Origin of the sequence: Rhizobium sp. 9140, assembly GCF_900067135.1 — a bacterium.
Taxonomy (GTDB): Bacteria; Pseudomonadota; Alphaproteobacteria; order Rhizobiales; family Rhizobiaceae; genus Ferranicluibacter.
On the sequence record NZ_FJUR01000001.1, the window covers coordinates 161,849 to 182,478 of the forward strand.

A 20,630-nucleotide genomic window follows, 5' to 3' on the forward strand; every position below is an offset into this window, starting at 1 on the left:
CACCATGTTCATTCTAGCGCGGATCGAAATGCGCAACTTCAAGATTTCGCGAGAACGCCCCAGCCGGATCGGGCGCGCCCGTATCGGCTTGGGGACAGGACCCGCAGGAGAGGCCGGAGCGGCACCATCCGCCCGCCTGGGCAAGACAGATCGCTGGAGGCTCAACCGGGGCAACAGTGAACGTCGCCCCGGACGAGATTGCCGATTACTCGGCAGCCTCCGCCATTTTCATCCGCTCCATGTCTTCGAGCGCGCGACGATACTCGACCGGCATGACCTTGCGGAATTTCGGCCGGAAGTCCGCCCAGTTGTCGAGGATATCCTTGGCGCGGGGCGAACCCGTATAGTGGAGATGGTTGGAGATGAGCTGTACCAGCCGCTCCTCGTCATGGCGCGTCATGTCGCCGGAGACGTCCACCATGCCCTTGTGCATGAGGTCGCCGCCGTGATGATGCAGCTTCTCCAGCATGTCATCCTCTTCCGGCACCGGCTGCAGCTCGACCATGGCCATGTTGCAGCGCTGCGGGAAGTCGGCGCTCTCGTCCAGAACATAGGCGACGCCGCCCGACATGCCGGCCGCGAAGTTGCGGCCCGTCTCGCCGAGCACGACCACCACGCCGCCCGTCATATATTCGCAGCCGTGATCGCCCACGCCCTCGACCACCGCGATGGCGCCCGAGTTGCGCACCGCGAAACGTTCGCCGGCCACGCCATTGAAGTAGCACTCGCCCGAGATCGCGCCGTAGAGCACCGTGTTGCCGACGATGATCGATTCCGCGGCCTTGATCTTGGACGCTTCGGACGGACGCACAACGATGCGGCCGCCGGAGAGGCCCTTGCCGACATAGTCGTTGCCGTCACCGATCAGATCGAAGGTGATGCCGCGCGCGAGGAACGCGCCGAACGACTGGCCCGCCGTGCCGCGCAGCGTGACGAAGATCGTATCGTCCTTCAGCCCCTTGTGGCGCCAGCGCTTGGCAACCTCGCCCGAGAGCATCGCACCGGCCGACCGGTCGACGTTCTTGATCGTCGCCTCGATCTTCACGGGCGTCTTGGACTCCAGCGCCGGCATCGCTTCCGCAATCAGCTTGCGGTCGAGGATATCGTGGATCGGGTGGTTCTGCCTCTCCGTCCAGTAGGTCGCAGCCTTCGGCGCATCCACCTTGTAGAAGATGTTGGAGAAATCGAGCCCGTTCGCCTTCCAGTGCGAAATCAGCGTGTCCTTCTCCAGCAGCTCCGAAGCGCCGATGATGTCGTCGAACTTCGATACGCCGAGCGAGGCGAGGATTTCCCGCACCTCTTCGGCCACGAAGAAGAAGTAGTTGACCACATGCTCGGGCGCACCCTTGAAGCGCTTGCGCAGGACGGGATCCTGCGTCGCCACGCCCACCGGACAGGTGTTCAGGTGGCACTTGCGCATCATGATGCAGCCGGCGGCAATCAGCGGCGCGGTGGAGAAGCCGAACTCGTCGGCACCCAGAAGCGCGCCGATGATGACGTCGCGGCCGGTCTTCAGGCCGCCGTCCACCTGCAGGGCGATGCGCGACCGCAGGCCGTTCAGCACCAGCGTCTGGTGCGTCTCGGCAAGGCCGATTTCCCACGGGCTGCCGGCATGCTTGAGCGAGGTCAGCGGCGATGCCCCGGTACCCCCATCATAGCCGGAGACCGTGATATGGTCGGCGCGCGCCTTGGCGACGCCGGCCGCAACCGTGCCGACACCGACTTCCGACACGAGCTTGACAGAAACATTCGCTTCCGGATTGACGTTCTTCAGGTCGTAGATCAGCTGGGCCAGATCTTCGATCGAGTAGATGTCGTGGTGCGGCGGCGGCGAGATGAGACCGACGCCAGGCGTGGAATGCCGGGTCTTGGCAACCGTCGCGTCCACCTTGTGGCCGGGCAGCTGACCGCCTTCGCCGGGCTTTGCACCCTGCGCCACCTTGATCTGCAGCATGTCCGCATTGACCAGATATTCCGTCGTCACGCCGAAGCGCCCCGATGCCACCTGCTTGATGGCGGAACGTTCCGGGTTCGCCGAACCGTCATGAAGCGGGAAATAGCGGTCGCTCTCCTCGCCGCCCTCGCCGGTGTTCGACTTGCCGCCGATCCGGTTCATGGCGATGGCGAGCGTCGTGTGCGCCTCACGCGAGATGGAGCCGAACGACATGGCGCCGGTCGAGAAGCGCTTCACGATCTCGGTCGCCGGCTCGACCTCTTCGATCGAGATCGGCGTGCGGCCGAGACCTTCCGCGCCCTTGATGGTGAAGAGGCCGCGAATGGTGTTCATGCGCAACGCGTCGCCGTTCACCATGTCGGCGAACTCGCGGTAACGGTCCTGCGCATTGCCACGGACCGCATGCTGGAGCGAGGCGATCGAGTCCGGCGACCAGGCATGGCCCTCGCCGCGCATGCGGTAGGCATATTCGCCGCCGACGTCGAGCGTATTGGTCAGCACCGGATCGGGACCGAAGGCCGCCTGGTGACGGTTGAAGGTCTCCTCGGCGATCTCCTTGAGGCCGATGCCTTCGATCTGCGTCGCCGTGCCGAAGAAATAGCGTTCGATCAGCTCGCTCGAGAGACCGACGGCATCGAAGATCTGCCCGCCGCAATAGGACTGGTAGGTCGAGATGCCCATCTTGGACATGACCTTGAGGATCCCCTTCCCCACAGCCTTGATGTAGCGATAGACGATTTCGCTGCTGTCGACTTCCTTGGGGAATTCGCCGCGCTTGTGCATGTCGGTCAGCGTGTCGAAAGCGAGATAGGGGTTGATCGCCTCCGCGCCGTAGCCTGCGAGAAGCGCGAAATGATGGATCTCGCGCGGCTCGCCCGATTCGACCACAAGACCGACCGAGGTGCGGAGCCCCTTGCGGATGAGGTGGTGGTGAACGGCAGCGGTCGCGAGCAGCGCGGGGATCGCGATGCGGTCTGGACCGACCTGACGATCGGAAAGCACGATGATGTTGTAGCCGCCCTTGACGGCGGCTTCTGCCCGCTCGCAGAGCCGGTCGAGAATTTCCGGCATGCCTTCAGCACCGCGCGCGACATCATAGGTGAAGTCGAGCGTCTTGGTGTCGAACCGGTCTTCCGTATGGCCGATGGAGCGGATCTTTTCGAGATCGCCATTGGTCAGGATCGGCTGGCGCACTTCGAGCCGCTTGGCGTGCGATGCGCCGACATGATCGAGGATGTTCGGCCGCGGCCCGATGAAGGAGACGAGGCTCATCACCAGCTCTTCGCGGATCGGGTCGATCGGCGGGTTGGTGACCTGCGCGAAGTTCTGCTTGAAATAGGTGTAGAGCAGCTTCGACTTCGACGACATGGCCGAGATCGGCGTATCCGTCCCCATCGAGCCGATGGCCTCCTGACCCGTCGTCGCCATCGGCGACATCAGGATCTTGGTGTCTTCGAGCGTGTAGCCGAAGGCCTGCTGGCGGTCGAGCAGCGACACGTCGCGGCGCAGCGCGCGCGGCTCCACCGGCTTCAGCTCCTCGAGGATCAGCTGCGTGTTGTCCAGCCACTTGCGATAGGGGTGCTGGCTGGCGAGCGAGGACTTCACCTCCTCGTCGGAGATGATGCGGCCTTCCTCCATGTCGATCAGCAGCATCTTGCCCGGCTGCAGGCGCCACTTCTTGACGATGCTCTCTTCCGGCACCGGCAGCGTGCCGGCTTCGGAGGCGAGGATGACGCGGTCGTCATCGGTGACGAGGTAGCGCGCGGGACGCAGGCCGTTGCGGTCGAGCGTCGCGCCGATCTGGCGGCCGTCGGTGAAACAGACCGCTGCCGGTCCGTCCCACGGCTCCATCAAAGCGGCATGGTACTCGTAGAATGCCTTGCGCTCGGCGCCCATCAGCTGGTTGCCGGCCCAGGCTTCGGGGATCAGCATCATCACCGCATGCGAGAGCGAATAGCCGCCCTGCACGAGGAATTCGAGCGCGTTGTCGAAGCAGGCGGTGTCCGACTGGCCCTCATAGGAGATCGGCCACAGCTTGGAGATGTCGTCGCCGAAGAGCGGCGAGGACACGGACGCCTGACGCGCTGCCATCCAGTTGACGTTGGAGCGCAGCGTGTTGATCTCGCCGTTATGGGCGACCATGCGGTAGGGGTGCGCGAGCTTCCAGGACGGAAAGGTGTTGGTGGAGAAGCGCTGGTGCACGAGCGCGACCGCGCTCTCGAACCGGGGGTCCTCCAGATCCTTGAAATAGGCGGCGACCTGATAGGCGAGGAACATGCCCTTGTAGATGATCGTCTTCGACGATAGCGACACGGGATAGAAGCCGGTTTCCGCACCCTTGTAGGCGTCGTAGATCCGGTTGGAGATCACCTTGCGCAGCGTGAAGAGACGGCGTTCGAATTCGGCGTTCGTCGCGGCATCGCGACCCGCACCAATGAAGATCTGAACGTGGCGCGGCTCGGTCGCGGCGATATGCGGCGCCTTCGACAGCGAGGCATTATCGACAGGCACATCGCGGAAGCCAAGCAGGGACTGCCCCTCTTCAGCAACGACATCGGCGATGACCTGCTTGAAATGCGCGACCTGCGCCTCGTCCTGCGGCATGAACAGGTAGCCGACGGCGTAGTCGCCGGCCCGCGGCAGGATGACGCCCTGCGCCGCCATCTCCTCGCGGAAGAAGCGGTCCGGGATCTGCACCAGAATGCCGGCGCCGTCGCCCATCAGCGGATCGGCACCCACGGCACCGCGATGCGTCAGGTTCTCAAGGATGAACAGGCCGTCGCGCACGATCTGGTGCGACTTGACGCCCTTCATATGAGCGACAAAGCCGACGCCGCAGGCATCGTGCTCGTTGCGCGGGTCGTAGAGGCCCTGCTTTGCCGGCAGGCCACCCTTGTACGTATTTTCCGGAAAGGCTTTCGGGAAAACGGCCGTCGTCGTCGCGGAGACCTCGGCCTCTACGCGATGGGATGCGGCGTCATGTGATGGCGTGATCTGCGTCATCGTCTTCCCTCCAGTTGCGGCCCTTCTCTCTCGGGCCTGCCGTCGTCGGGGCGCACGCGCGGCTTCAACCGCGTTGTGTCGCCCGGTCTATCGTTGCATGATCCTGTGCCGCTCGCAAACGAAGCTTGGCGGTGCCGGGTCAGATGATCCGCGACCATTTGACAGAGAACACCGGCTTCAAGCCAGACACACGAGAGACCTTGTGGTTCGTCGCATGCGCAGGTGCTTCCCTGTTCAGGCCCCGCGCCGCTTGGATGTGCGCTTCAGGCCCTTCGGTCGTCAGACCGAAATAGGACAGCAAGCCTGTCCTATTTCACAGGCTCTATGCCAGAAAGTGCCAGTGACTGCAAGGGAGAAGGGTTAAATAATCGGCGTCATCAATCCGAAAATGTCGGCTGCCCCGACATTGACGAAAGAATATTACGCGGAATGGCCGACACCTTTCCTTTGGTTTCAAAATGGTCTGCGATTGTTCCGATCGTGCAGTGTCAGGATTGGATTGCCGACGCCGTCGGATTATCGTCGCGGTCACGGTTCGCCGCGTGCCTCGCGGCGGGATCCGCCCTCCTCTCTCGACCATCGGAAGCCCCATGATCTTCTCCTCCGACAACTGGGCCGGCGCCCATCCCCTCATTGCGGAAAGCCTGGTCAAGGCAGCGCCGGGCTTTGCCCCGGCCTATGGCACGAGCCCGCTCGACCGCCGGGTGGAGGCGATGCTGGCCGAGGTCTTCGAGCGGGAGGTCGCCGTCTTCTTCGTCGGCACCGGCACGGCGGCAAACTCTTTGGCCTTCGCCAGCGTCACCCGCCCCGGCGGCCATGTGTTCTGCCACCGCGAGGCGCATGTGAATTCCGACGAATGCGGCGCCCCCGAGTTCTTTTCGCTCGGCGCGCGCATGGCGCCGGTCGACGGCGCCTTCGGTAAGATGGAACCGGAGCGGCTGGAGGCCGAGATCAAGCGCTTCCCGCCGGGCTTCGTTCACGCGGGCCAGCCGATGGCTGTGACGCTGACGCAGGCGACGGAGGCCGGCACGGTCTATACGCTCGACGAAATATCGGCGATTTCGCAGATCGCGCAGCGCTATGCCCTGCCGCTGCACATGGATGGCGCGCGCTTTGCCAATGCGCTGGTCGCGCTGGATGCTACGCCCGCAGAGATGACCTGGAAGCGCGGCGTCGATATTCTCTCCTTCGGAGGTACCAAGAACGGCTGCTGGTGCGCCGAAGCCCTGATTCTCTTCGATCCGAAGAAGACCGGCGATATGCCGTATCTCCGCAAGCGCTCGGCCCAGCTCTTCTCCAAGACCCGCTTCGTCTCGGCCCAGCTCGAAGCCTATCTCGACAAGAATCTCTGGCTCGACCTTGCGCGTCACGCCAATGCCATGGCCAAGCGACTGGCCGACGGCATCGCCGACAGCAACAGCGCCCGGCTTGCCTGGCCCTCCAATGCCAACGAGCTTTTCGTGATCCTGAAAACCGCGAATGCAGACGCCCTGAAAGAGAAGGGTGCACTCTTCTACGACTGGCCCGTGCCGCATGCGCTGGCCGGCACGCTCGGTGCGAATGAGGACCTGTACCGTCTGGTCACCAGCTTCGCCACCGAAGCAGCCGATGTCGATGCCTTCCTCGAAGGCTGCCGTAGCGCGTGAGACCACAAACGAAAAACGGCGCCCCTTCCGGGACGCCGTCTCTTGGCATCAAGCGATCGGCTGTCGATCAGTTGACGCTGGCTTCGACCTGGTTCGCCTCGATCTGCTTCGGTGCGCTCTGCGCGGCCGAAATTTCGATGCGGCGCGGCTTGGCTGCTTCCGGGATCTCACGCAGGAGATCGATGTGCAGCAGGCCGTTCTTCAGGGAAGCGGAGCGGATTTCCACATATTCGGCCAGCTGGAAGCGGCGCTCGAACGCGCGCTTGGCAATGCCGCGATACAGGAACTGGTTTTCAGCCGTCTGCTCCTCGCTCTTTTCGCCCTTGACCGTCAGCGTGTGTTCCCGCGCTTCGATCGAAAGTTCGCTTTCGTCGAAACCGGCAACCGCCATGGTGATCCGGTAGGTGTTGTCGCCGGTCCGCTCGATATTATAGGGCGGATAGCTCTGCGACTGGTCCGGCTGGCCGAGGCTGTCCAGCATGGTGAACAGCCGGTCGAAGCCGACGGTGGAGCGGTAGAGGGGAGAAAAATCAACGTGACGCATGGTGTCCTCACTATTCGAGCAACGTGTTGCGATGTCTGGCCCGTCATCCCGTAAGCGGCGATGGCAAGGCCGGTGGTCAGGCCATCTTCGGCGCCTGTGACCATGAGATGGGAATGGCGATTTCGACCGTCAAGAGGTCTTCGAACGACAAAATTACGAGGCATCGACATTTTTCGATTGTCGCTCGAACGAAGCCAAGCCCTTGATTTCTTACATCTGCATATCCATGGCCGCGTGCCGGCATCGACATAAACGCAGGATGAACGGCCGGTTCCGTTTCGGTTCACCTGACCTGCGCTAGAACGGGTTCATCGAGACAGGAACAAGACAGCAGCCGGATCGTCCCTGAAAGGTTGCATTCCCCGTTGTGCTCCTGTTTCGCCCTTCCGGGCCGGAAGCGGTTCCCCGCCGCTCCGGCCCCTTTTTTGGTCGGGCGCAGCGGAGGAAGACAATCCTTTGACCGCCCACCGCGCGAACACTATTCCTTGCCGTCCGGCCGCGGCGTCTGTCGTTCACCCGCCCGAAAGGCTGCGGGTCTAGGATGACGCTTGACGGCACTGCCGCACGACGCCGAGACCGCCGATCGGGAACCCCAGATGCAGACACGCTCCGCTCCGCAAAGACATGACACCGGTAACTCTAGGAACGCTGTCGCCACGATCGCGACGAGGTCCGGGGACGTGCCGCGCGCCGAGGATGAAACGCTTCTAAAGCCGCGCCTGTTTCCAACGCCGGATAATCCGATACCGCCTGCCGCCGCCGATCCGCGTCGCCACACCGTCGGCTTCTTTACCGGCGCCGGTGGACGACGCCTGCGCTATGCCGTGTTTCGCAGCGGCGACACCGCAGCCAAGGGCACTGTCGTTCTTCTCCACGGCCGCAACGAATCCATCGAGAAATATTTCGAGATGATCGGCGATCTGCTCGCGCGCGGCCTCTGGGTCGCAACGTTCGACTGGCGTGGACAGGCCGGGTCGGAGCGTCTGCTGAAGCAGTTGCGCCGGGGCCATGTGCGCCGCTTCTCGGATTATGAAGAAGATCTGTCGATCTTCCTTGAGAAGATCGTGCTGCCGGATACGCGCCTGCCGTTCTTTCTCGTCGCCCACTCCATGGGTGCGCTGGTGGCGCTGGCACAGGCGCCGCGACTGGCAACGCGGATCGACCGCATGGTGCTGAACGCGCCGTTCGTGGCGCTCGGCAACCAGCGCATGAGCCATGGCAAGATCGGCCTGCTCTCGGCCGCCTTCAGCCTGTTCGGCCTTGGCGCCCTGGCCCTCTCGAAGGAGCAGCCCATGCTCTTCCCGCAGAACCTCGTTTCATCGGACCCCGTGCGCTACGCCCGCAACGCCGCAATCGCGCAGGCCCATCCCGAACTGGCGCTAGGAGCCCCGAGCGCGCGCTGGCTGCATGAAACCTTCCGCGCCATCCGCCGCGTCACGCGCCGCGAGCACCTGACGCGCATCACCGTGCCGACGCTGCTGCTCGCCCCCACGCGCGACCGTCTGGTGCCCTATGCCGCCATCGAGGCGCTGGCCCGCAACTTCCGCGCCGCCACGCTCATCCCCATCGATGGCGCCCGCCATGAGGTCTTCCAGGAGGACGACCGCTACCGTGCGCAGGCAATCGCGGCGATCGACGCCTTCATCCCCGGCAGCACCGGCCCCGACGTGACGGAGAGCCTAAGCGGCGACGATATGCTCGTGCTCTGAGCCTCTTTGCGGGTCAGCCCCTGAGGATCGCCAGAGCCTCCGCGTGGAGTGCCGCGCTTCCCGCCGCGATCACCTCCCCGCCCATTTCCGCGCGCCCGCCATTCCAGTCGGTCACGATGCCGCCAGCCTGCTCGATCAGCGGAATGAGGCCGCCGACATCGTAAGGCTTCAGGCCGGCTTCGATGACGAGATCGATATGCCCGGCCGCCAGAAGCGCAAAGGCATAGCAATCGCAGCCGTAGCGGGCGAGACGCACCTTGTCCTGCACCGCCTCGAACTTCGTCTTGATGTCGCCGTGATAGAGCGCCGGCGAGGTCGTGAACATGGTGGCTTCCGACAGGGACGCGCAGTCGCGCGTTGCCAGCGTCCGCTCGCCCTCCGGCCCCCGGTAATGCGTAACGCCGTCCGCCGCGAAGAAGCGCTCGCCGGTAAAGGGCTGGTCCATCAGCCCCATCACGGCCCGGCCCTTGTGGTAAAGGCCGATCAGCGTGCCCCAGACCGGCAGGCCGGAGATGAAGGCGCGCGTGCCGTCGATCGGATCGATGACCCAGACGTAATCGCGATCCGCCCCCACCGTGCCGTATTCCTCCCCAAGGATGCCATGTTCCGGAAAAGCGTCCTCGATCAAGGCCCGGATCGCCCGCTCCGCCGCCTGGTCGCCTTCGGTCACCGGATCGAACCCGCTCTCCAGCTTGTTGGAAACGCCGATGCCCATGCGAAACCGTGGCAACGTCTCCGCCTTGGCTGCATCCGCAAGGCGATCGAAGAACGGGCGGTCCGGCAACATGGCACTCTCCTGGCGATGGACGTGAAGATCGACCCGAAGCCGATCTGTGGATGCTTAGACGAATTTTTTTAAAAGAAAATGCCGAACAAGATTTCAGCAGTTCTCGGGCGATCCGCACAAGTCGTATGCACATTCGCACGCCACGCCGACATTTCCGCTCAATGATTAGGCAAGAGTGAAAATTTACTTGCGAAAGCTAAGACTTAACCCGTCGCCGATTCGCCACACGCGGCAAAGTGGCCTTGACAATTGTGCGCCGCAATATCAAACTCGCCCTACAGTCACTCGTGGCTGTAAATACCCTCCTTGGGTGTTTCCTCCCTAGACTTAGCCGCGCGACAAGCGCGGTTTTTTTTGGCCGGTCGCCTCCACGGCAGAACCGACTGAGCATGTCGGGGGCGCCTATTCCGCGGCGAGCGGCAGGCTCTCGGTCGAGCTTTCCACATGAGCTGCGAATTCCGCGAAGAACGTTCCGAGAATATGCGCCAGCCAATCGAATTCCGGCTTCTTCACGAGCGTCGTCTCGTCCACATAGAGCCCGCGATTGATCTCGATCTGCAGCGCATGCAGGCCTCGCCTCGGACGCCCGTAGTGCTCGGTGATGAACCCGCCAGCATAAGGCTTGTTGCGTGTTACCGTGAAGCCGAGATCCTCCAGCAGCGTCACCGCCATGCGGGACAGATCGGCCGAGGCACTGGTGCCGTAGCGATCGCCGATGATGATATCCGGCCGCATGCTGCTGCCCGCCACGCGGACATTGCCGGGCATGGAATGGCAATCGATCAGGATCGCCCGCCCGAACAGCACATGGGTGCGCGCAATCAGCCGCCGAAGCGTCGCATGATACGGCTTGTAGATCGTCTCGATCCGCTCCAGCGCGTCCTCGACCGGCATGCGGGTGCGGTAGATTTCCATGTTCTCGGCCACGAGGCGCGGCACGGTGCCGAGACCGCCGGCAACCCGCATGGAGCCGATATTGGCATGCGGCGGCAGCGCACCATCGAACATGCGCGGATCGAGCTCGTAAGGTTCGCGATTGACGTCGAGAAAAGCCCTGGGGAAATGCGCGACCAGCATCGGCGCGCCGAGCCCGACCGCACGCCCGAAAAGCTCATCCACATAATGATCCTCGGAGCGCCGAATCGTGCGCGCATCAAGCCGCGACTGCGCCAGAAACGCGTCGCTATAGAGCCTGCCGCTGTGCGGAGAGTTGAAAACAAAGGGAATTCGCTGATGGTCCGGCTCGCGAACGTAAAACAGGTCGTGCTCCCGAACCGTCTCCTCCATCACGATCCTTTTTACCATGTCGTCATCTTGCCGCTTCGTTCATGTTGCCAGTTGGCCGCATCTGTGTCCATAGTCGCCCCTCACGAGGGTTGCGGGCTCGCGTGGTGCCCGGCCCTTGACGGCCGGTCTTCACGGGATATTTACCCCGAAGCGGTTTCATGAGGCGACCGCACCTTCCCGTCATAACAATAAGACCTAGACAGCAACGGCTGGAAATCCATGAGTCCCAAAATTCTCCTCGCAGAAGACGACAACGACATGCGCCGTTTCCTGGTGAAGGCGCTGGAAAAAGCCGGTTACAAGGTCCTTTCCTTCGACAACGGCGCCAGTGCCTACGACCGGCTGCGGGAAGAGCCTTTCTCGCTTCTCCTCACCGACATCGTCATGCCGGAAATGGACGGGATCGAACTCGCGCGCCGCGCGACCGAACTCGACCCTGACCTCAAGGTCATGTTCATCACCGGCTTCGCTGCCGTGGCGCTGAACCCCGACAGCAAGGCCCCGAAGGACGCCAAGGTCCTCTCCAAGCCCTTCCACCTGCGCGACCTGGTCGACGAAGTGAACAAGATGCTCGCCGCCTGACAAGGCGCCGACACAAGCCCCCGCACCGGCCCGCCTCTTTTGTCAAAAAAGCATCATGATGCCAGTTGACGCTCAAAAAGGTTTGTGGTCTATGCGCGGCACGGATGGGCGTGTAGCTCAGCGGGAGAGCACTACGTTGACATCGTAGGGGTCACAGGTTCAATCCCTGTCACGCCCACCATCCCATTCAAAAGCCCTGTTTCGACAGGGCTTTTTTTGTTTTGGACGTTTCCTTGTTCTTCGCGCTTTCATGACAATGCCAACGCAGAATCAGGGCCTAACTGATCAAAAACAGCGCTATGAAAGTCTATCGACGGCCGATGCGGCCTTCGCCATGCCGCGCTTTACATCCGCCTGCTCGGGTGCATCGATCCGTCGGTAGCGCGCTTCGATGAAGCTGTAGAGACCGAAAGCCACCAGACCCGCAGCGGCGAGAGCGTAGAGATAGGTTCCCGAGGGCAGGTTGCGCACCCAGTCCAGCGCCTCGGGCACACTTCCTGCTTGCCCTGAGTCCACCACCATGGCTGCGAACACGAAGAACCCGCCGGTGATCGAGAGCACGAGGCCGCGCGCGACGAGACCGAAAACGGAAACGCCGCCGAGGAGATCGCTTCTGCCGGACGGCAGTTGGAGGCGCTCCCGATATTTCCCCGAGATCCCGCGCCATGCCTGAACGGCGCCGGCGGCAATGACGATCAGACCCAAGGCGCCGACGAGGAATCGGCCGAACGGTTGCTGCATCAGCCAAGCTGCCGGACCGCCTTCGCCATTCGAAGATCCGCCGGACGCCATGACCAGCCGTGCTGCGGCAAGCGCCAGGGTGCCGTTGATGATACCGCTTGCAAGGTTCCCCCCGCGCGCCAGATAGCCCTTCAGGCTGCTGTCCTGATTGTCCGCATTGAGCAGCGCCTGCGCCAGCCGCCAGAGGACGTGCCCGATGAGGCCGATGGCGACGGTTCCCAGCAGGAAGCGCCCGAACGGCTGACCGAGCAGATTGGACAGGGCACCATGGGTGCTCGCCTCCTCACCGGCAGACGAGCCAAGAAGGGCGATCAAGCCGAGCGTTATGTAGACAACGCCACGGGCGGCATATCCCCACCGGGCGAGAAACTCGAATTTGTTGGCCATATTCCCCTCGATCATCATTGCGAACGTGCAGGACAGGGGACACGGCCCGCGCGGCCTGCGCCTCGAAGGGAGACATTGATCGCTCGCTCGGATTTTCAATGACGGAAGCCGTGTCGCGACCATCGGCACAACAACTGTTCCACGCCTAGAAAATGCAGCGCCTCCCGGAAGACCTCCAAACGCATGCGCTTCGCATCACGGCCGACGGCTGATCGACAGGGTAGGTCAGCGAGGATCGTCGCTCGCGTGGCGGGATGCGAATGCACCCTGCGCGGCGCGAGGTCACATCTGAAGGATTGTCCCATGATCTCCCTGTCCCGAACGGCGCTTTCCCTTTTCACGGCTGCCGGATGCGCACTTCTCTGCACAACCGCCTTTGCCGCCGGCACGATCACGGTCGTGGAAACAGGTGAAGGCGGCAGCGCGATGGGCTTGAGCCTGGAGCCTGCGACCGTCAAAGCCGGTCCCGCTGTCTTCAGCGTCCACAATGCCGCCGTCGGCGAGGAGCACGAGATGATCGTCGTGCGGCTGAAATCTGCCGACCAGAAAATTCCGCTGGAGGTGACCCGGCACCGGGTCGATGAAAGCCAGCTGAAAAGCCTCGGCGAGGTGGAAGACCTGAAGCCGGGTGCCGATGGTCAATTGAAGACGCACCTGAAGGCAGGAACCTATCTGGTGTTCTGCAACATCAAGGGCCACTACGAGGCGGGAATGCAGGCCAAGCTGACGGTGACGCCGTAAGACGGCGTTGCATGCCCGTCTTCGCCTTCTCCAATCGTTGACGGAACGGCGCAGTGGATATTGGTTCGCTGCGCCGCAGCTCAGCTTGCCGAATGGATGGGTTTCGAAGCGACGGATGATGGCCGCCGCCCGTTCGCCGGACGTCTCGCGAGGATTGGGAACGATCCGGACACGCAGACGTTGTCCAGCATGAACACCAGACCCGAGAGGCTTGCCGCATGACGACCCTCCCCGACGATCTCGAAACAGCCCTTGCCGCCCACGCCCGTCAGCAGAACATCTCGCGTGACGAAGCTGTCCGTAGGATCCTTCGGGAATGGATGCGGACGCACGGTTTTCTGGCGGATGAGGAGGAAGGCGAGAACGCGCCTTCGCCGGTTCCGGGAAAGCCGGATCCTGAATTCGTACAATATCCGGGCTATTTCAAAGGAGAAGGCAGTCTCTGAGAGGCTTAAGTCCAAAAAAATCGCCTCTACATCTCTGTAAAGGCGATCTTCGTATATCATACACGCGGCTCGGTGTCAGGCGATCCCGGCAGGATCTCCAATCGGCAGCAAAGCCGGATCATTCGGGTTCTTCGTATCGCCCGGGGCAATCACGGGTGGTACCGGTGACGGGTCCTGTCCGCGATCGGGGACACCCGGCGTTGAGGTAGGGCCACGCGGCGTATCGGTTTCGGGCGTCGGAAGTGGGTCACGATTTGGCATGATCTCATCCTTTTCCATTACGTTCGCGAGGTAAACGGCCCGGTCTGGTGATGGTTCCGAAGGTTTATGAACCGCTGATCCTGAGGGCTGCATGCAGCGGCAAGTGATCGGACGCGATCCGCGAAAGCGGCGTGCACACGGGGCCTGCTGTGATCGTCTCTATGCCTTCGGAGACGAAGATATGGTCGAGACGCAGGAGCGGAAAGCGCGAGGGGAAGGTGGGCGCCATCCTCGTACCGGCGGCACGCCCGGGGCTAATGCCGACGCTGACGGGCGGAAGCCGGCGCTTGAGAAGGCCATAGGCGACCGATGAGGGGATTGCGTTGAAATCTCCGGTCAGAATGATGGGCTGGTCCCGGCAGGCGTCGTTGCCGATCCACCCATCTCCGAGAAGTGTTTCCGCCTGCTGCCGTCTTTCTCCGCGCCTTAGGCCGAAATGCGTATTGAAGATCTGCACGGGCCGCCCATCGACCATGACCTCCACCCAGAGCGCGCCGCGCGTCTCGCCGACGGACGGGATGGGTCCGGCCTTGATCAGGCGCGAAGGGAGCGCCGTCAGGATGGCATCGCCATACTGCTCCTCGCGAACATGCAGCGCGGGATGGAAATGCGACGTCATCTTGAGCAGATTGGCGATCCGCGCCGCCTGGTCGATACCGCCGGTGCGGGCGCGGCCGACATCGAGTTCCTGCAGCGCGATGACGTCGGGGCTCGCCGCCGCAATGACCTCCGCGACGCGCTCCGGGTCCATCCGCCGGTCGGTGCCGATGCAGCTGTGAACATTGTAGGTGAGGATGGAAAGGACGCCGGCGGCGCGAGGCAGCGTTGCGTAAGAACGGTCGAGCGAAGGCAGCGAATCGTGATCAGGCATGCCGAGGGAACCCGGAGCGGGGCCAATTCGTTCCGTGCAACAATGCAGTCGCGAATGCGTGCTGCGTTGCGGTGTCGGAGATCGCCTACACGCCGCTTCATCAGCCCGTATTTCAAGAGAGCGACCACAGAATGAGCCTTCGCATAATCTTCCGCGTGGTTGCCGTGGCGGCCGTCCTCTTCGCCCTCTACCTGCTCTTCCAGACCTTGCGGCAGTATACGCTGGACGAGATTCTGACCGCGCTGCGGGCCATACCGGTCTCGCATCTGCTTCTCGGCCTGGCCTTTGCCGCCGCTTCCTATGCGTGCCTCTCCTGCTTCGATGCGCTGGGCGTTCGTTACACGGGCAAGCGCCTGCCGATCCACAAGACGGCGCTGGCCTCCTTTGTCAGCCTGTCCATCGGCCATAATGTCGGCGTCGCCGCGCTCAGCAGCGGTGCCGTCCGGTATCGCTATTATGCGCGCTGGGGCCTGACGACCGAGGATGTGGCGAAGATCGTGCTTTTCTGCGGTGTCACCGTGGCGCTGGGGCTCATGACTCTCGGTGGCGCCAGCCTACTGCTGCGCCCGCAGGATGCAGCCGACATGACCGGGCTCAGCCGCAGCGCCGTCTTTGCCATCGGCATCGCCTCATTGATCGCCCCTGTCATCTACCTCGTTCTGTCCGCCGTCGTGCGAAAGCCGCTGACGGTCAGGGATTGGAGCTTCGACCTGCCGAAGCTACCTATCGCCGCGGCACAGATCGTCGTGGGAACGCTTAACTTCGCCTTCGTGGCGGCAAGCCTGCACCAGATGCTTTCGGCATTCGCCGAGGCTGGCTATCTCAAGGTCGCCTCCGTCTCGATCATCGCCAATGTCGCCGCGATCATCAGCCATGTCCCCGGCGGCATCGGCGTTCTCGAAGCGACGGTCGCGCATATCTTGCCGGGCGCGGAGTCGGTTGCCGCCGTCATCGCCTTCCGGGTGATTTACTACTTCATCCCGCTCGCAATCGGTCTTCCCACCCTTCTAATCAGCGAGATCGTGATGAAGGACAAGACCTTGAAAGCACCGGCAAGCAAGAGCGATGAGCCGCAAGGTCGGCATGCGGGATCGCCGGCCTGAGAGGGACGTAAAGCGCCGAACGACCTGTTACGAGGCACTGCCGAAAATGCGGCTGGCGATCGCGCCAGCGCGGCGGCGCAGCGTATCGATCGGATGGATCGGCCCGGCGGGATCGATAACATCGGTGCCGGGCAATGGGTCTTCCTCGCCTTCTGCCAGATCGATATCGAAGTGGCGCAGGCCGCGGCCTCTGGTGTTCAGAGATTCCACGCCGTCATGCAGCGATTTCAGCCGGAAGATTGCTTGCCGCACCGCGTCTGGCGTCGAGTCGAGGTGCTCGGCCAGCATTCGACAGCGCACATCGGCGATGGCAGCGCGCTGATCATCGTTAACGGCTTCGATCGCCATGTCGGCTTCCGTGTCCATGCCTTCGGAACGATTGTTGAGATTCGAGGATCCCAGCCGCAGAAAGCGGTCGTCGATGATGACGAGCTTGGAATGCACCAGCACCTCCTGCTGCCCATCCTCATCGTCGCAGGGTACGACGGCATACATCACGCGCAGCCGGTCATGCGGATCATTGCGCTTCAGCCGGCGGATCAGGCGATCGCGATTGGTGCCCATCATCACCTTCTCGATAAAGCCGTGCGAGATGCGCGTGACGACAATCAGCACTTCCGGTCCATCCGGTCGAGACAGCCGCTCGATGAGAATATCGGCGATGCCGAAGGCGGCGAGATACTGCGCCTCGATATAGACGGTTCGCTGCGCCGATTTCAGCGCATCCGTGAGCATGTGGATGGACTCGTGGATGCCGTCATGGCCGATTGTCGCCGGCGTGGTGCGGGCGATCGCGACCGGGCACCCGGTCAAGGCCGGCACGAGGCTATCGGGCCATGCAGTGGCAGCGCCTTCGACGGGCGCGATCGTCTCCTCCATGGCAGACAGCCAGCGCTCGCGGCAGATATCGCCGAGCATGCGCGCCGCAGGGCCGGATACGGCGGCCTGCATGTCGTGCACCGGCTCGTAGGCCTCGCCGTCCGGCGTCACGCGCAGGGGGTTGCCCGGTCTGTGGTCGCTGTCATCCCAGCGGCGGGCGGTCAGATCAATGCCGCCAATGAAGCCGGCCGTGTCGTCGATGCAGACAATCTTCTGGTGATGCGAACCACGCAGCGGGTGATGCGTATCGAAATTCAGGTGAATGCGCGGATGGCTCGCCCAGCCCTTCTTGCGGAAGAGCTTCAGCGACTTACCGGAATAGATCGGCCCCATGGCCCAGACGAGGATGTGGATCTCAAGCTCCGGCTTCGCTTCGACCAGCGTGAGAAGCAGGTTTCCGAGCGTGGGACTGTCCGAATTTTCGGGCGTCAGGCGGATGTCGGGGTTGAAATCCCAGCCGATGATCCAGATGCGCCGGGAAGCCAGCCGCAGCGCCTGATCGAGCGTCTGGAAGTACGCCTTGCCATCAATCATGAAGGCGATCTTGTCTGCCATTTCCCGACGCCAGGCATTTTCGCCGATCCGGATGATAGCAGTCTCACCGCTGCCTGAAGAATCCTCGCCGAGATGATCGCCGTCATTCTCCTGGCCGACATGATACACGTGCACTTCCCCCGACCGTTATGCCACGGCCAAACTTCGTGGCGATTGAAAACGCCACGAGGGTTAGAAAGTTCCATGAGATGTGATCGGAGGCGGCAACTATTCCGTGATCAGGAGAATGTAAGGTGCTCCGGAGATATTGCGCATATGCAGGGTCCGGCCCGCATCGACAGTTCCGCTCTGCAGGACGTTGCGGTACGAGCGGTCGGCCAGATCTTCCGGCAGAGAGACCTCGATCGCGTCGAAGGCACGCTCCAGATCGCCCTTCTCCAGCAATGCCAGCACCTTACAGGGGGCAATGACGATCGCGGCCGCATCGCCCAGCCGGCGGGCATAGGCAACGACGCTGTCGGACCCCTCCCCTGAGACCTCAAGTGCGCAATAGTCGCCATCCTCAAACAGCGCTGGCGAGGCACGCCGCTCTGCAATCAGCCGAGCGGTGAGAGCGATCTTCGCCTGTCCTGAAGCAAGAGCTGTGCTGTCGAACGGAAAGCCATCTGCCGATTCGAGCAGAGAGGCCATGGCCGGATAATCCGGCATGCGGCGATTGTCGGGATCAACCAGACTGAAATCGGCACGTTCCGACCCCTGATAGACATCCGGCACGCCCGGTGCCGTCATCTTCACCAGTGTCTGGGTCAGGCCATTGACAAGGCCAGCTTCAGCGAACGGCTGCACCGTTTTGAGGAAATCGCTGAGGAACATCTTGTTATCCGGCGAAAGAAGCCCGGCAGCAAAGGCCTGCACGGCTCGCTCATAGTCCTCGTCCACCTCGGACCAGTCGCTACGCTCCTTCGCCTCGCGCATCATCTTTTCCACATAGGCGGAGAAGCGCTCCTGGAACGCTTCGAGGACTTCGGCGTCCGGCGTCGCTGACGTATCTTCCCAGGCACCGGCAAGTGCCTGATAGAGCGCCCATTCCACCGCGGGCTCCGGCGCCGGGCCGTCCGCCAGTGTCTGGATAAGACCGGCATTCATATCGTGCCACCGGGCAACGGCTCTGGCCCAGACATCCGGTGCCTCGCTGATGGCGTAAAGCCGGGCGCGCGCATCCTCGCCGCGCTTGGTGTCGTGGGTCGATGTGGTGGTGATCGCGTGCGGCTGTTCCGCCGCCCGACGCCGCATGGCGGCATGGAAATGCGCGACCGACATCTGCTCTTCCGCCGGATTGCCGCCGACCTCGTTGAGAGCGAGAAGACGGTGATAGCGGTAGAAGGCGGTGTCCTCCATCGCCTTCGCCATGATCGGCCCGGTCACCTGCTGGAACCGGCTGCGGAACTCGAAGGCGTCGCCCTTCGCCGCACCCGAGAGCACGGCAACGATGGCGTCGAGCGCTTCGCGGCTGTTGCCGGACAGCGTGTGCGCCGCCTCTTCCGCCGCACCGTGGAGGATCTTGCGATCGTCCTCGCCCAGCGCATCGCGCGTGCCATAGGTCCTGTACACCGGAAATGCTTTGATCAGGGCCTTCAGCGCCTGCTCCAGCGCCTTGGCATCGTTTCCCTCACCCACAGACGAACCGGCCAGCGCCACGAGCCGCTTGATCTCGCCTTCGAAATTGCGATCCAGCATCAGCTGCTTGGCGTCCGTCAGGACGGACGCATAATCCTCGCCCCCGGCAAAGTCGGCATAGGCCTCATCCAGCGTCTTTGCCTGAGCCGAATCCACGAACAGGTGCGCGAGAGCCGCGATGAACTCGTAGCCAGTTGTTCCCGCGATAGGCCAGCTTGCGGGTACGCGCTCGTCTTCCTCGATGATCTTCTCGACCACAAGATAGACGTCGGGGCCAACCGCGTCACGCAGCGTCTTCAGATACCCCTCGGGATCGGCGAGACCATCGACGTGATCGATGCGCAACCCATCGACCGTTCCGTCCTTGACGAGTTCCAGAACGAGACGGTGTGCCGCATCGAAAATATCCGGCGCCTCGACACGAAGACCGGCAAGGCCTGCTACCTCGAAGAACCTGCGATAGCTGAGATCGCTCGCCGCCGTCTTCCAGTGTACGAGCCGGAAAGCCTGCGCCTCATGCGCAGCCTTCACCCGCTCCACCGGCAGGCCGGCAAGGAAGGACGACAGCGCCTTTCGGTCACTCTCCGAACTGCCCGTCATCAGCGTCTGCATCGTGTGGTGGAAGGCCTCGTCTTCTTGCGCGGTAGCGGAGGCAGCCAGAGCCGATATCTTCGCGCCGAGCGTGCCCGGCGCGCCGTCGAGCACAGCACTATAGCTCGACGGGTGCAGCGGAATATTGCTCTCGTAATAGCCGAGTGCCAAATTGCCAGCGACCTCGTCCAGCCGGATTTCGACATCCGCGTCATCCAGCGCTTCGTCAAAGCTTTTGCCCAATTCGGCAATGGTTAGCGGACGAGACCAGTCGATGTCATAGTAATGCGCATAGGGGCTCTGCTCCCCCCACTCGACCACGCTCCGCCACCAGCGGTTTTCAAGCGACGCCGCCATATGGTTCGGCACGATATCGAGGATCAGGCCGATATCGGCAGCCTTTAGCGCCGCCGAAAGCCGGTCGAAGCCCTCGCGTCCGCCGAGCGCCGCGTCGAACGCATTGGCATCTGTGACGTCATAGCCATGGGTCGATCCCTCCGTCGCTGCGAAGATCGGGGACGCATAGAGATGGCTGATGCCGAGCGCCTTCCAGTGGTCGATCAGCGTGATGGCCTTGTCGAAGGTCATGCCGTTGCGGAACTGGAGCCGATAGGTGGCGATCGGGACTGACATCGTGGAGGACCTGCCTTCTGGAGAGGAGCGGACGAAACGGCGCGGGGACCCGGGATGAGGTGACGGACTGTCACGCGGGCGCTGCATCAACAGGCATCCCTGCCTGTTGGTTCCCGCCACACGTGCTGCATGAGCAAACTCTTTTGCAGATGCGAAGAACTTGGTCGCTCAAAAACCGGATCGCACCGTACCGGATTGCCGTATGAAGACCGTGACGCGACGCCCGTTTTGCGCTAGAGACCCCGAAACTGTCGTCGGACGTCGCGCCCAAGCCAAAACCCGGCCCCGCCCGA

Annotated in this window: 15 protein-coding genes and 1 tRNA gene; 7 read left to right on the plus strand and 9 right to left on the minus strand. The window is 62.8% G+C overall.

The window, feature by feature from the left end; translation table 11 throughout:
• Positions 1 to 205: 205 nt before the first annotated feature.
• Positions 206 to 4,957 (minus strand): glutamate synthase large subunit, encoded by a 4,752-nt coding sequence (gene gltB, locus GA0004734_RS00855; protein WP_245292307.1) that lies wholly within the window; start codon positions 4,955 to 4,957, stop codon positions 206 to 208.
• 590 nt (positions 4,958 to 5,547) lie between these two features.
• Between gltB and GA0004734_RS00860 the strand changes: the two genes are divergently transcribed.
• A complete protein-coding gene (locus GA0004734_RS00860) occupies positions 5,548 to 6,603 on the plus strand; it encodes a threonine aldolase family protein (RefSeq protein ID WP_092930388.1) in 1,056 nt (351 codons plus the stop codon).
• A gap of 67 nt (positions 6,604 to 6,670) precedes the next feature.
• Here the strand turns inward: GA0004734_RS00860 and GA0004734_RS00865 are convergent, their stop codons facing one another.
• Positions 6,671 to 7,147: an Hsp20 family protein gene (locus GA0004734_RS00865; protein ID WP_092930390.1), complete on the minus strand. Its 477-nt coding sequence runs from the start codon at positions 7,145 to 7,147 to the stop codon at positions 6,671 to 6,673.
• A gap of 743 nt (positions 7,148 to 7,890) precedes the next feature.
• On the opposite strand from GA0004734_RS00865, the gene GA0004734_RS00870 reads away from it, so the two are divergent.
• Positions 7,891 to 8,856: an alpha/beta fold hydrolase gene (locus tag GA0004734_RS00870; protein ID WP_245292461.1), complete on the plus strand. Its 966-nt coding sequence runs from the start codon at positions 7,891 to 7,893 to the stop codon at positions 8,854 to 8,856.
• A 13-nt stretch (positions 8,857 to 8,869) separates the two neighbouring features.
• On the opposite strand, the gene hisN is transcribed toward GA0004734_RS00870, so the two are convergent.
• Positions 8,870 to 9,643: a histidinol-phosphatase gene (gene hisN / locus GA0004734_RS00875; protein ID WP_092930392.1), complete on the minus strand. Its 774-nt coding sequence runs from the start codon at positions 9,641 to 9,643 to the stop codon at positions 8,870 to 8,872.
• Between the two features lie 402 nt (positions 9,644 to 10,045).
• Positions 10,046 to 10,930 carry an N-formylglutamate amidohydrolase gene (locus GA0004734_RS00880; protein ID WP_092930394.1) on the minus strand — a complete coding sequence of 295 codons (885 nt, stop codon included), beginning with the start codon at positions 10,928 to 10,930 and terminating at the stop codon, positions 10,046 to 10,048.
• A gap of 219 nt (positions 10,931 to 11,149) precedes the next feature.
• Between GA0004734_RS00880 and cpdR1 the strand changes: the two genes are divergently transcribed.
• On the plus strand, positions 11,150 to 11,512 hold the full coding sequence (gene cpdR1 / locus GA0004734_RS00885) for a response regulator CpdR1 (RefSeq protein ID WP_018327941.1): 363 nt from the start codon (positions 11,150 to 11,152) through the stop codon (positions 11,510 to 11,512).
• A 106-nt stretch (positions 11,513 to 11,618) separates the two neighbouring features.
• Positions 11,619 to 11,693: transfer RNA gene (locus tag GA0004734_RS00890), tRNA-Val, on the plus strand.
• 116 nt (positions 11,694 to 11,809) lie between these two features.
• Here GA0004734_RS00890 and GA0004734_RS00895 read toward each other — a convergent pair.
• Positions 11,810 to 12,640, minus strand: coding sequence for a DUF1206 domain-containing protein (locus GA0004734_RS00895; RefSeq protein WP_175386159.1), 831 nt, complete (start codon positions 12,638 to 12,640; stop codon positions 11,810 to 11,812).
• Between the two features lie 303 nt (positions 12,641 to 12,943).
• On the opposite strand from GA0004734_RS00895, the gene GA0004734_RS00900 reads away from it, so the two are divergent.
• Complete coding sequence (locus GA0004734_RS00900; RefSeq protein WP_092930398.1) at positions 12,944 to 13,381, plus strand: plastocyanin/azurin family copper-binding protein; 438 nt, start codon at positions 12,944 to 12,946, stop codon at positions 13,379 to 13,381.
• A 218-nt stretch (positions 13,382 to 13,599) separates the two neighbouring features.
• On the plus strand, positions 13,600 to 13,827 hold the full coding sequence (locus GA0004734_RS00905; RefSeq protein ID WP_092930400.1) for a ribbon-helix-helix protein, CopG family: 228 nt from the start codon (positions 13,600 to 13,602) through the stop codon (positions 13,825 to 13,827).
• 75 nt (positions 13,828 to 13,902) lie between these two features.
• On the opposite strand, the gene GA0004734_RS26350 is transcribed toward GA0004734_RS00905, so the two are convergent.
• Positions 13,903 to 14,088 (minus strand): hypothetical protein, encoded by a 186-nt coding sequence (locus GA0004734_RS26350; RefSeq protein WP_092935720.1) that lies wholly within the window; start codon positions 14,086 to 14,088, stop codon positions 13,903 to 13,905.
• Between the two features lie 64 nt (positions 14,089 to 14,152).
• Entirely contained in the window at positions 14,153 to 14,959 is an 807-nt protein-coding gene (locus GA0004734_RS00915; RefSeq protein WP_092930402.1) for an endonuclease/exonuclease/phosphatase family protein, read from the minus strand.
• Between the two features lie 131 nt (positions 14,960 to 15,090).
• On the opposite strand from GA0004734_RS00915, the gene GA0004734_RS00920 reads away from it, so the two are divergent.
• Positions 15,091 to 16,062, plus strand: coding sequence for a lysylphosphatidylglycerol synthase domain-containing protein (locus GA0004734_RS00920; protein WP_092930404.1), 972 nt, complete (start codon positions 15,091 to 15,093; stop codon positions 16,060 to 16,062).
• A gap of 27 nt (positions 16,063 to 16,089) precedes the next feature.
• On the opposite strand, the gene GA0004734_RS00925 is transcribed toward GA0004734_RS00920, so the two are convergent.
• Positions 16,090 to 17,604 (minus strand): phospholipase D-like domain-containing protein, encoded by a 1,515-nt coding sequence (locus GA0004734_RS00925; RefSeq protein ID WP_245292309.1) that lies wholly within the window; start codon positions 17,602 to 17,604, stop codon positions 16,090 to 16,092.
• 99 nt (positions 17,605 to 17,703) lie between these two features.
• A complete protein-coding gene (gene treY, locus GA0004734_RS00930) occupies positions 17,704 to 20,337 on the minus strand; it encodes a malto-oligosyltrehalose synthase (protein ID WP_092930406.1) in 2,634 nt (877 codons plus the stop codon).
• Positions 20,338 to 20,630: the final 293 nt, after the last annotated feature.

What these genes read in the sequence shown, in the direction of transcription:
- hisN (WP_092930392.1), bottom strand. Translation starts at nt 9,643, where the DNA reads ATGTTGCCGGACCGCCCGTTCTTCGATCGCCTTGCGGATGCAGCCAAG.
- GA0004734_RS00905 (WP_092930400.1), top strand. Translation starts at nt 13,600, where the DNA reads ATGACGACCCTCCCCGACGATCTCGAAACAGCCCTTGCCGCCCACGCC.
- GA0004734_RS00895 (WP_175386159.1), bottom strand. Translation starts at nt 12,640, where the DNA reads ATGGCCAACAAATTCGAGTTTCTCGCCCGGTGGGGATATGCCGCCCGT.
- gltB (WP_245292307.1), bottom strand. Translation starts at nt 4,957, where the DNA reads ATGACGCAGATCACGCCATCACATGACGCCGCATCCCATCGCGTAGAG.
- GA0004734_RS00900 (WP_092930398.1), top strand. Translation starts at nt 12,944, where the DNA reads ATGATCTCCCTGTCCCGAACGGCGCTTTCCCTTTTCACGGCTGCCGGA.
- GA0004734_RS00880 (WP_092930394.1), bottom strand. Translation starts at nt 10,930, where the DNA reads ATGGAGGAGACGGTTCGGGAGCACGACCTGTTTTACGTTCGCGAGCCG.
- GA0004734_RS00920 (WP_092930404.1), top strand. Translation starts at nt 15,091, where the DNA reads ATGAGCCTTCGCATAATCTTCCGCGTGGTTGCCGTGGCGGCCGTCCTC.
- treY (WP_092930406.1), bottom strand. Translation starts at nt 20,337, where the DNA reads ATGTCAGTCCCGATCGCCACCTATCGGCTCCAGTTCCGCAACGGCATG.
- GA0004734_RS00915 (WP_092930402.1), bottom strand. Translation starts at nt 14,959, where the DNA reads ATGCCTGATCACGATTCGCTGCCTTCGCTCGACCGTTCTTACGCAACG.
- GA0004734_RS00865 (WP_092930390.1), bottom strand. Translation starts at nt 7,147, where the DNA reads ATGCGTCACGTTGATTTTTCTCCCCTCTACCGCTCCACCGTCGGCTTC.
- cpdR1 (WP_018327941.1), top strand. Translation starts at nt 11,150, where the DNA reads ATGAGTCCCAAAATTCTCCTCGCAGAAGACGACAACGACATGCGCCGT.
- GA0004734_RS26350 (WP_092935720.1), bottom strand. Translation starts at nt 14,088, where the DNA reads ATGCCAAATCGTGACCCACTTCCGACGCCCGAAACCGATACGCCGCGT.
- GA0004734_RS00860 (WP_092930388.1), top strand. Translation starts at nt 5,548, where the DNA reads ATGATCTTCTCCTCCGACAACTGGGCCGGCGCCCATCCCCTCATTGCG.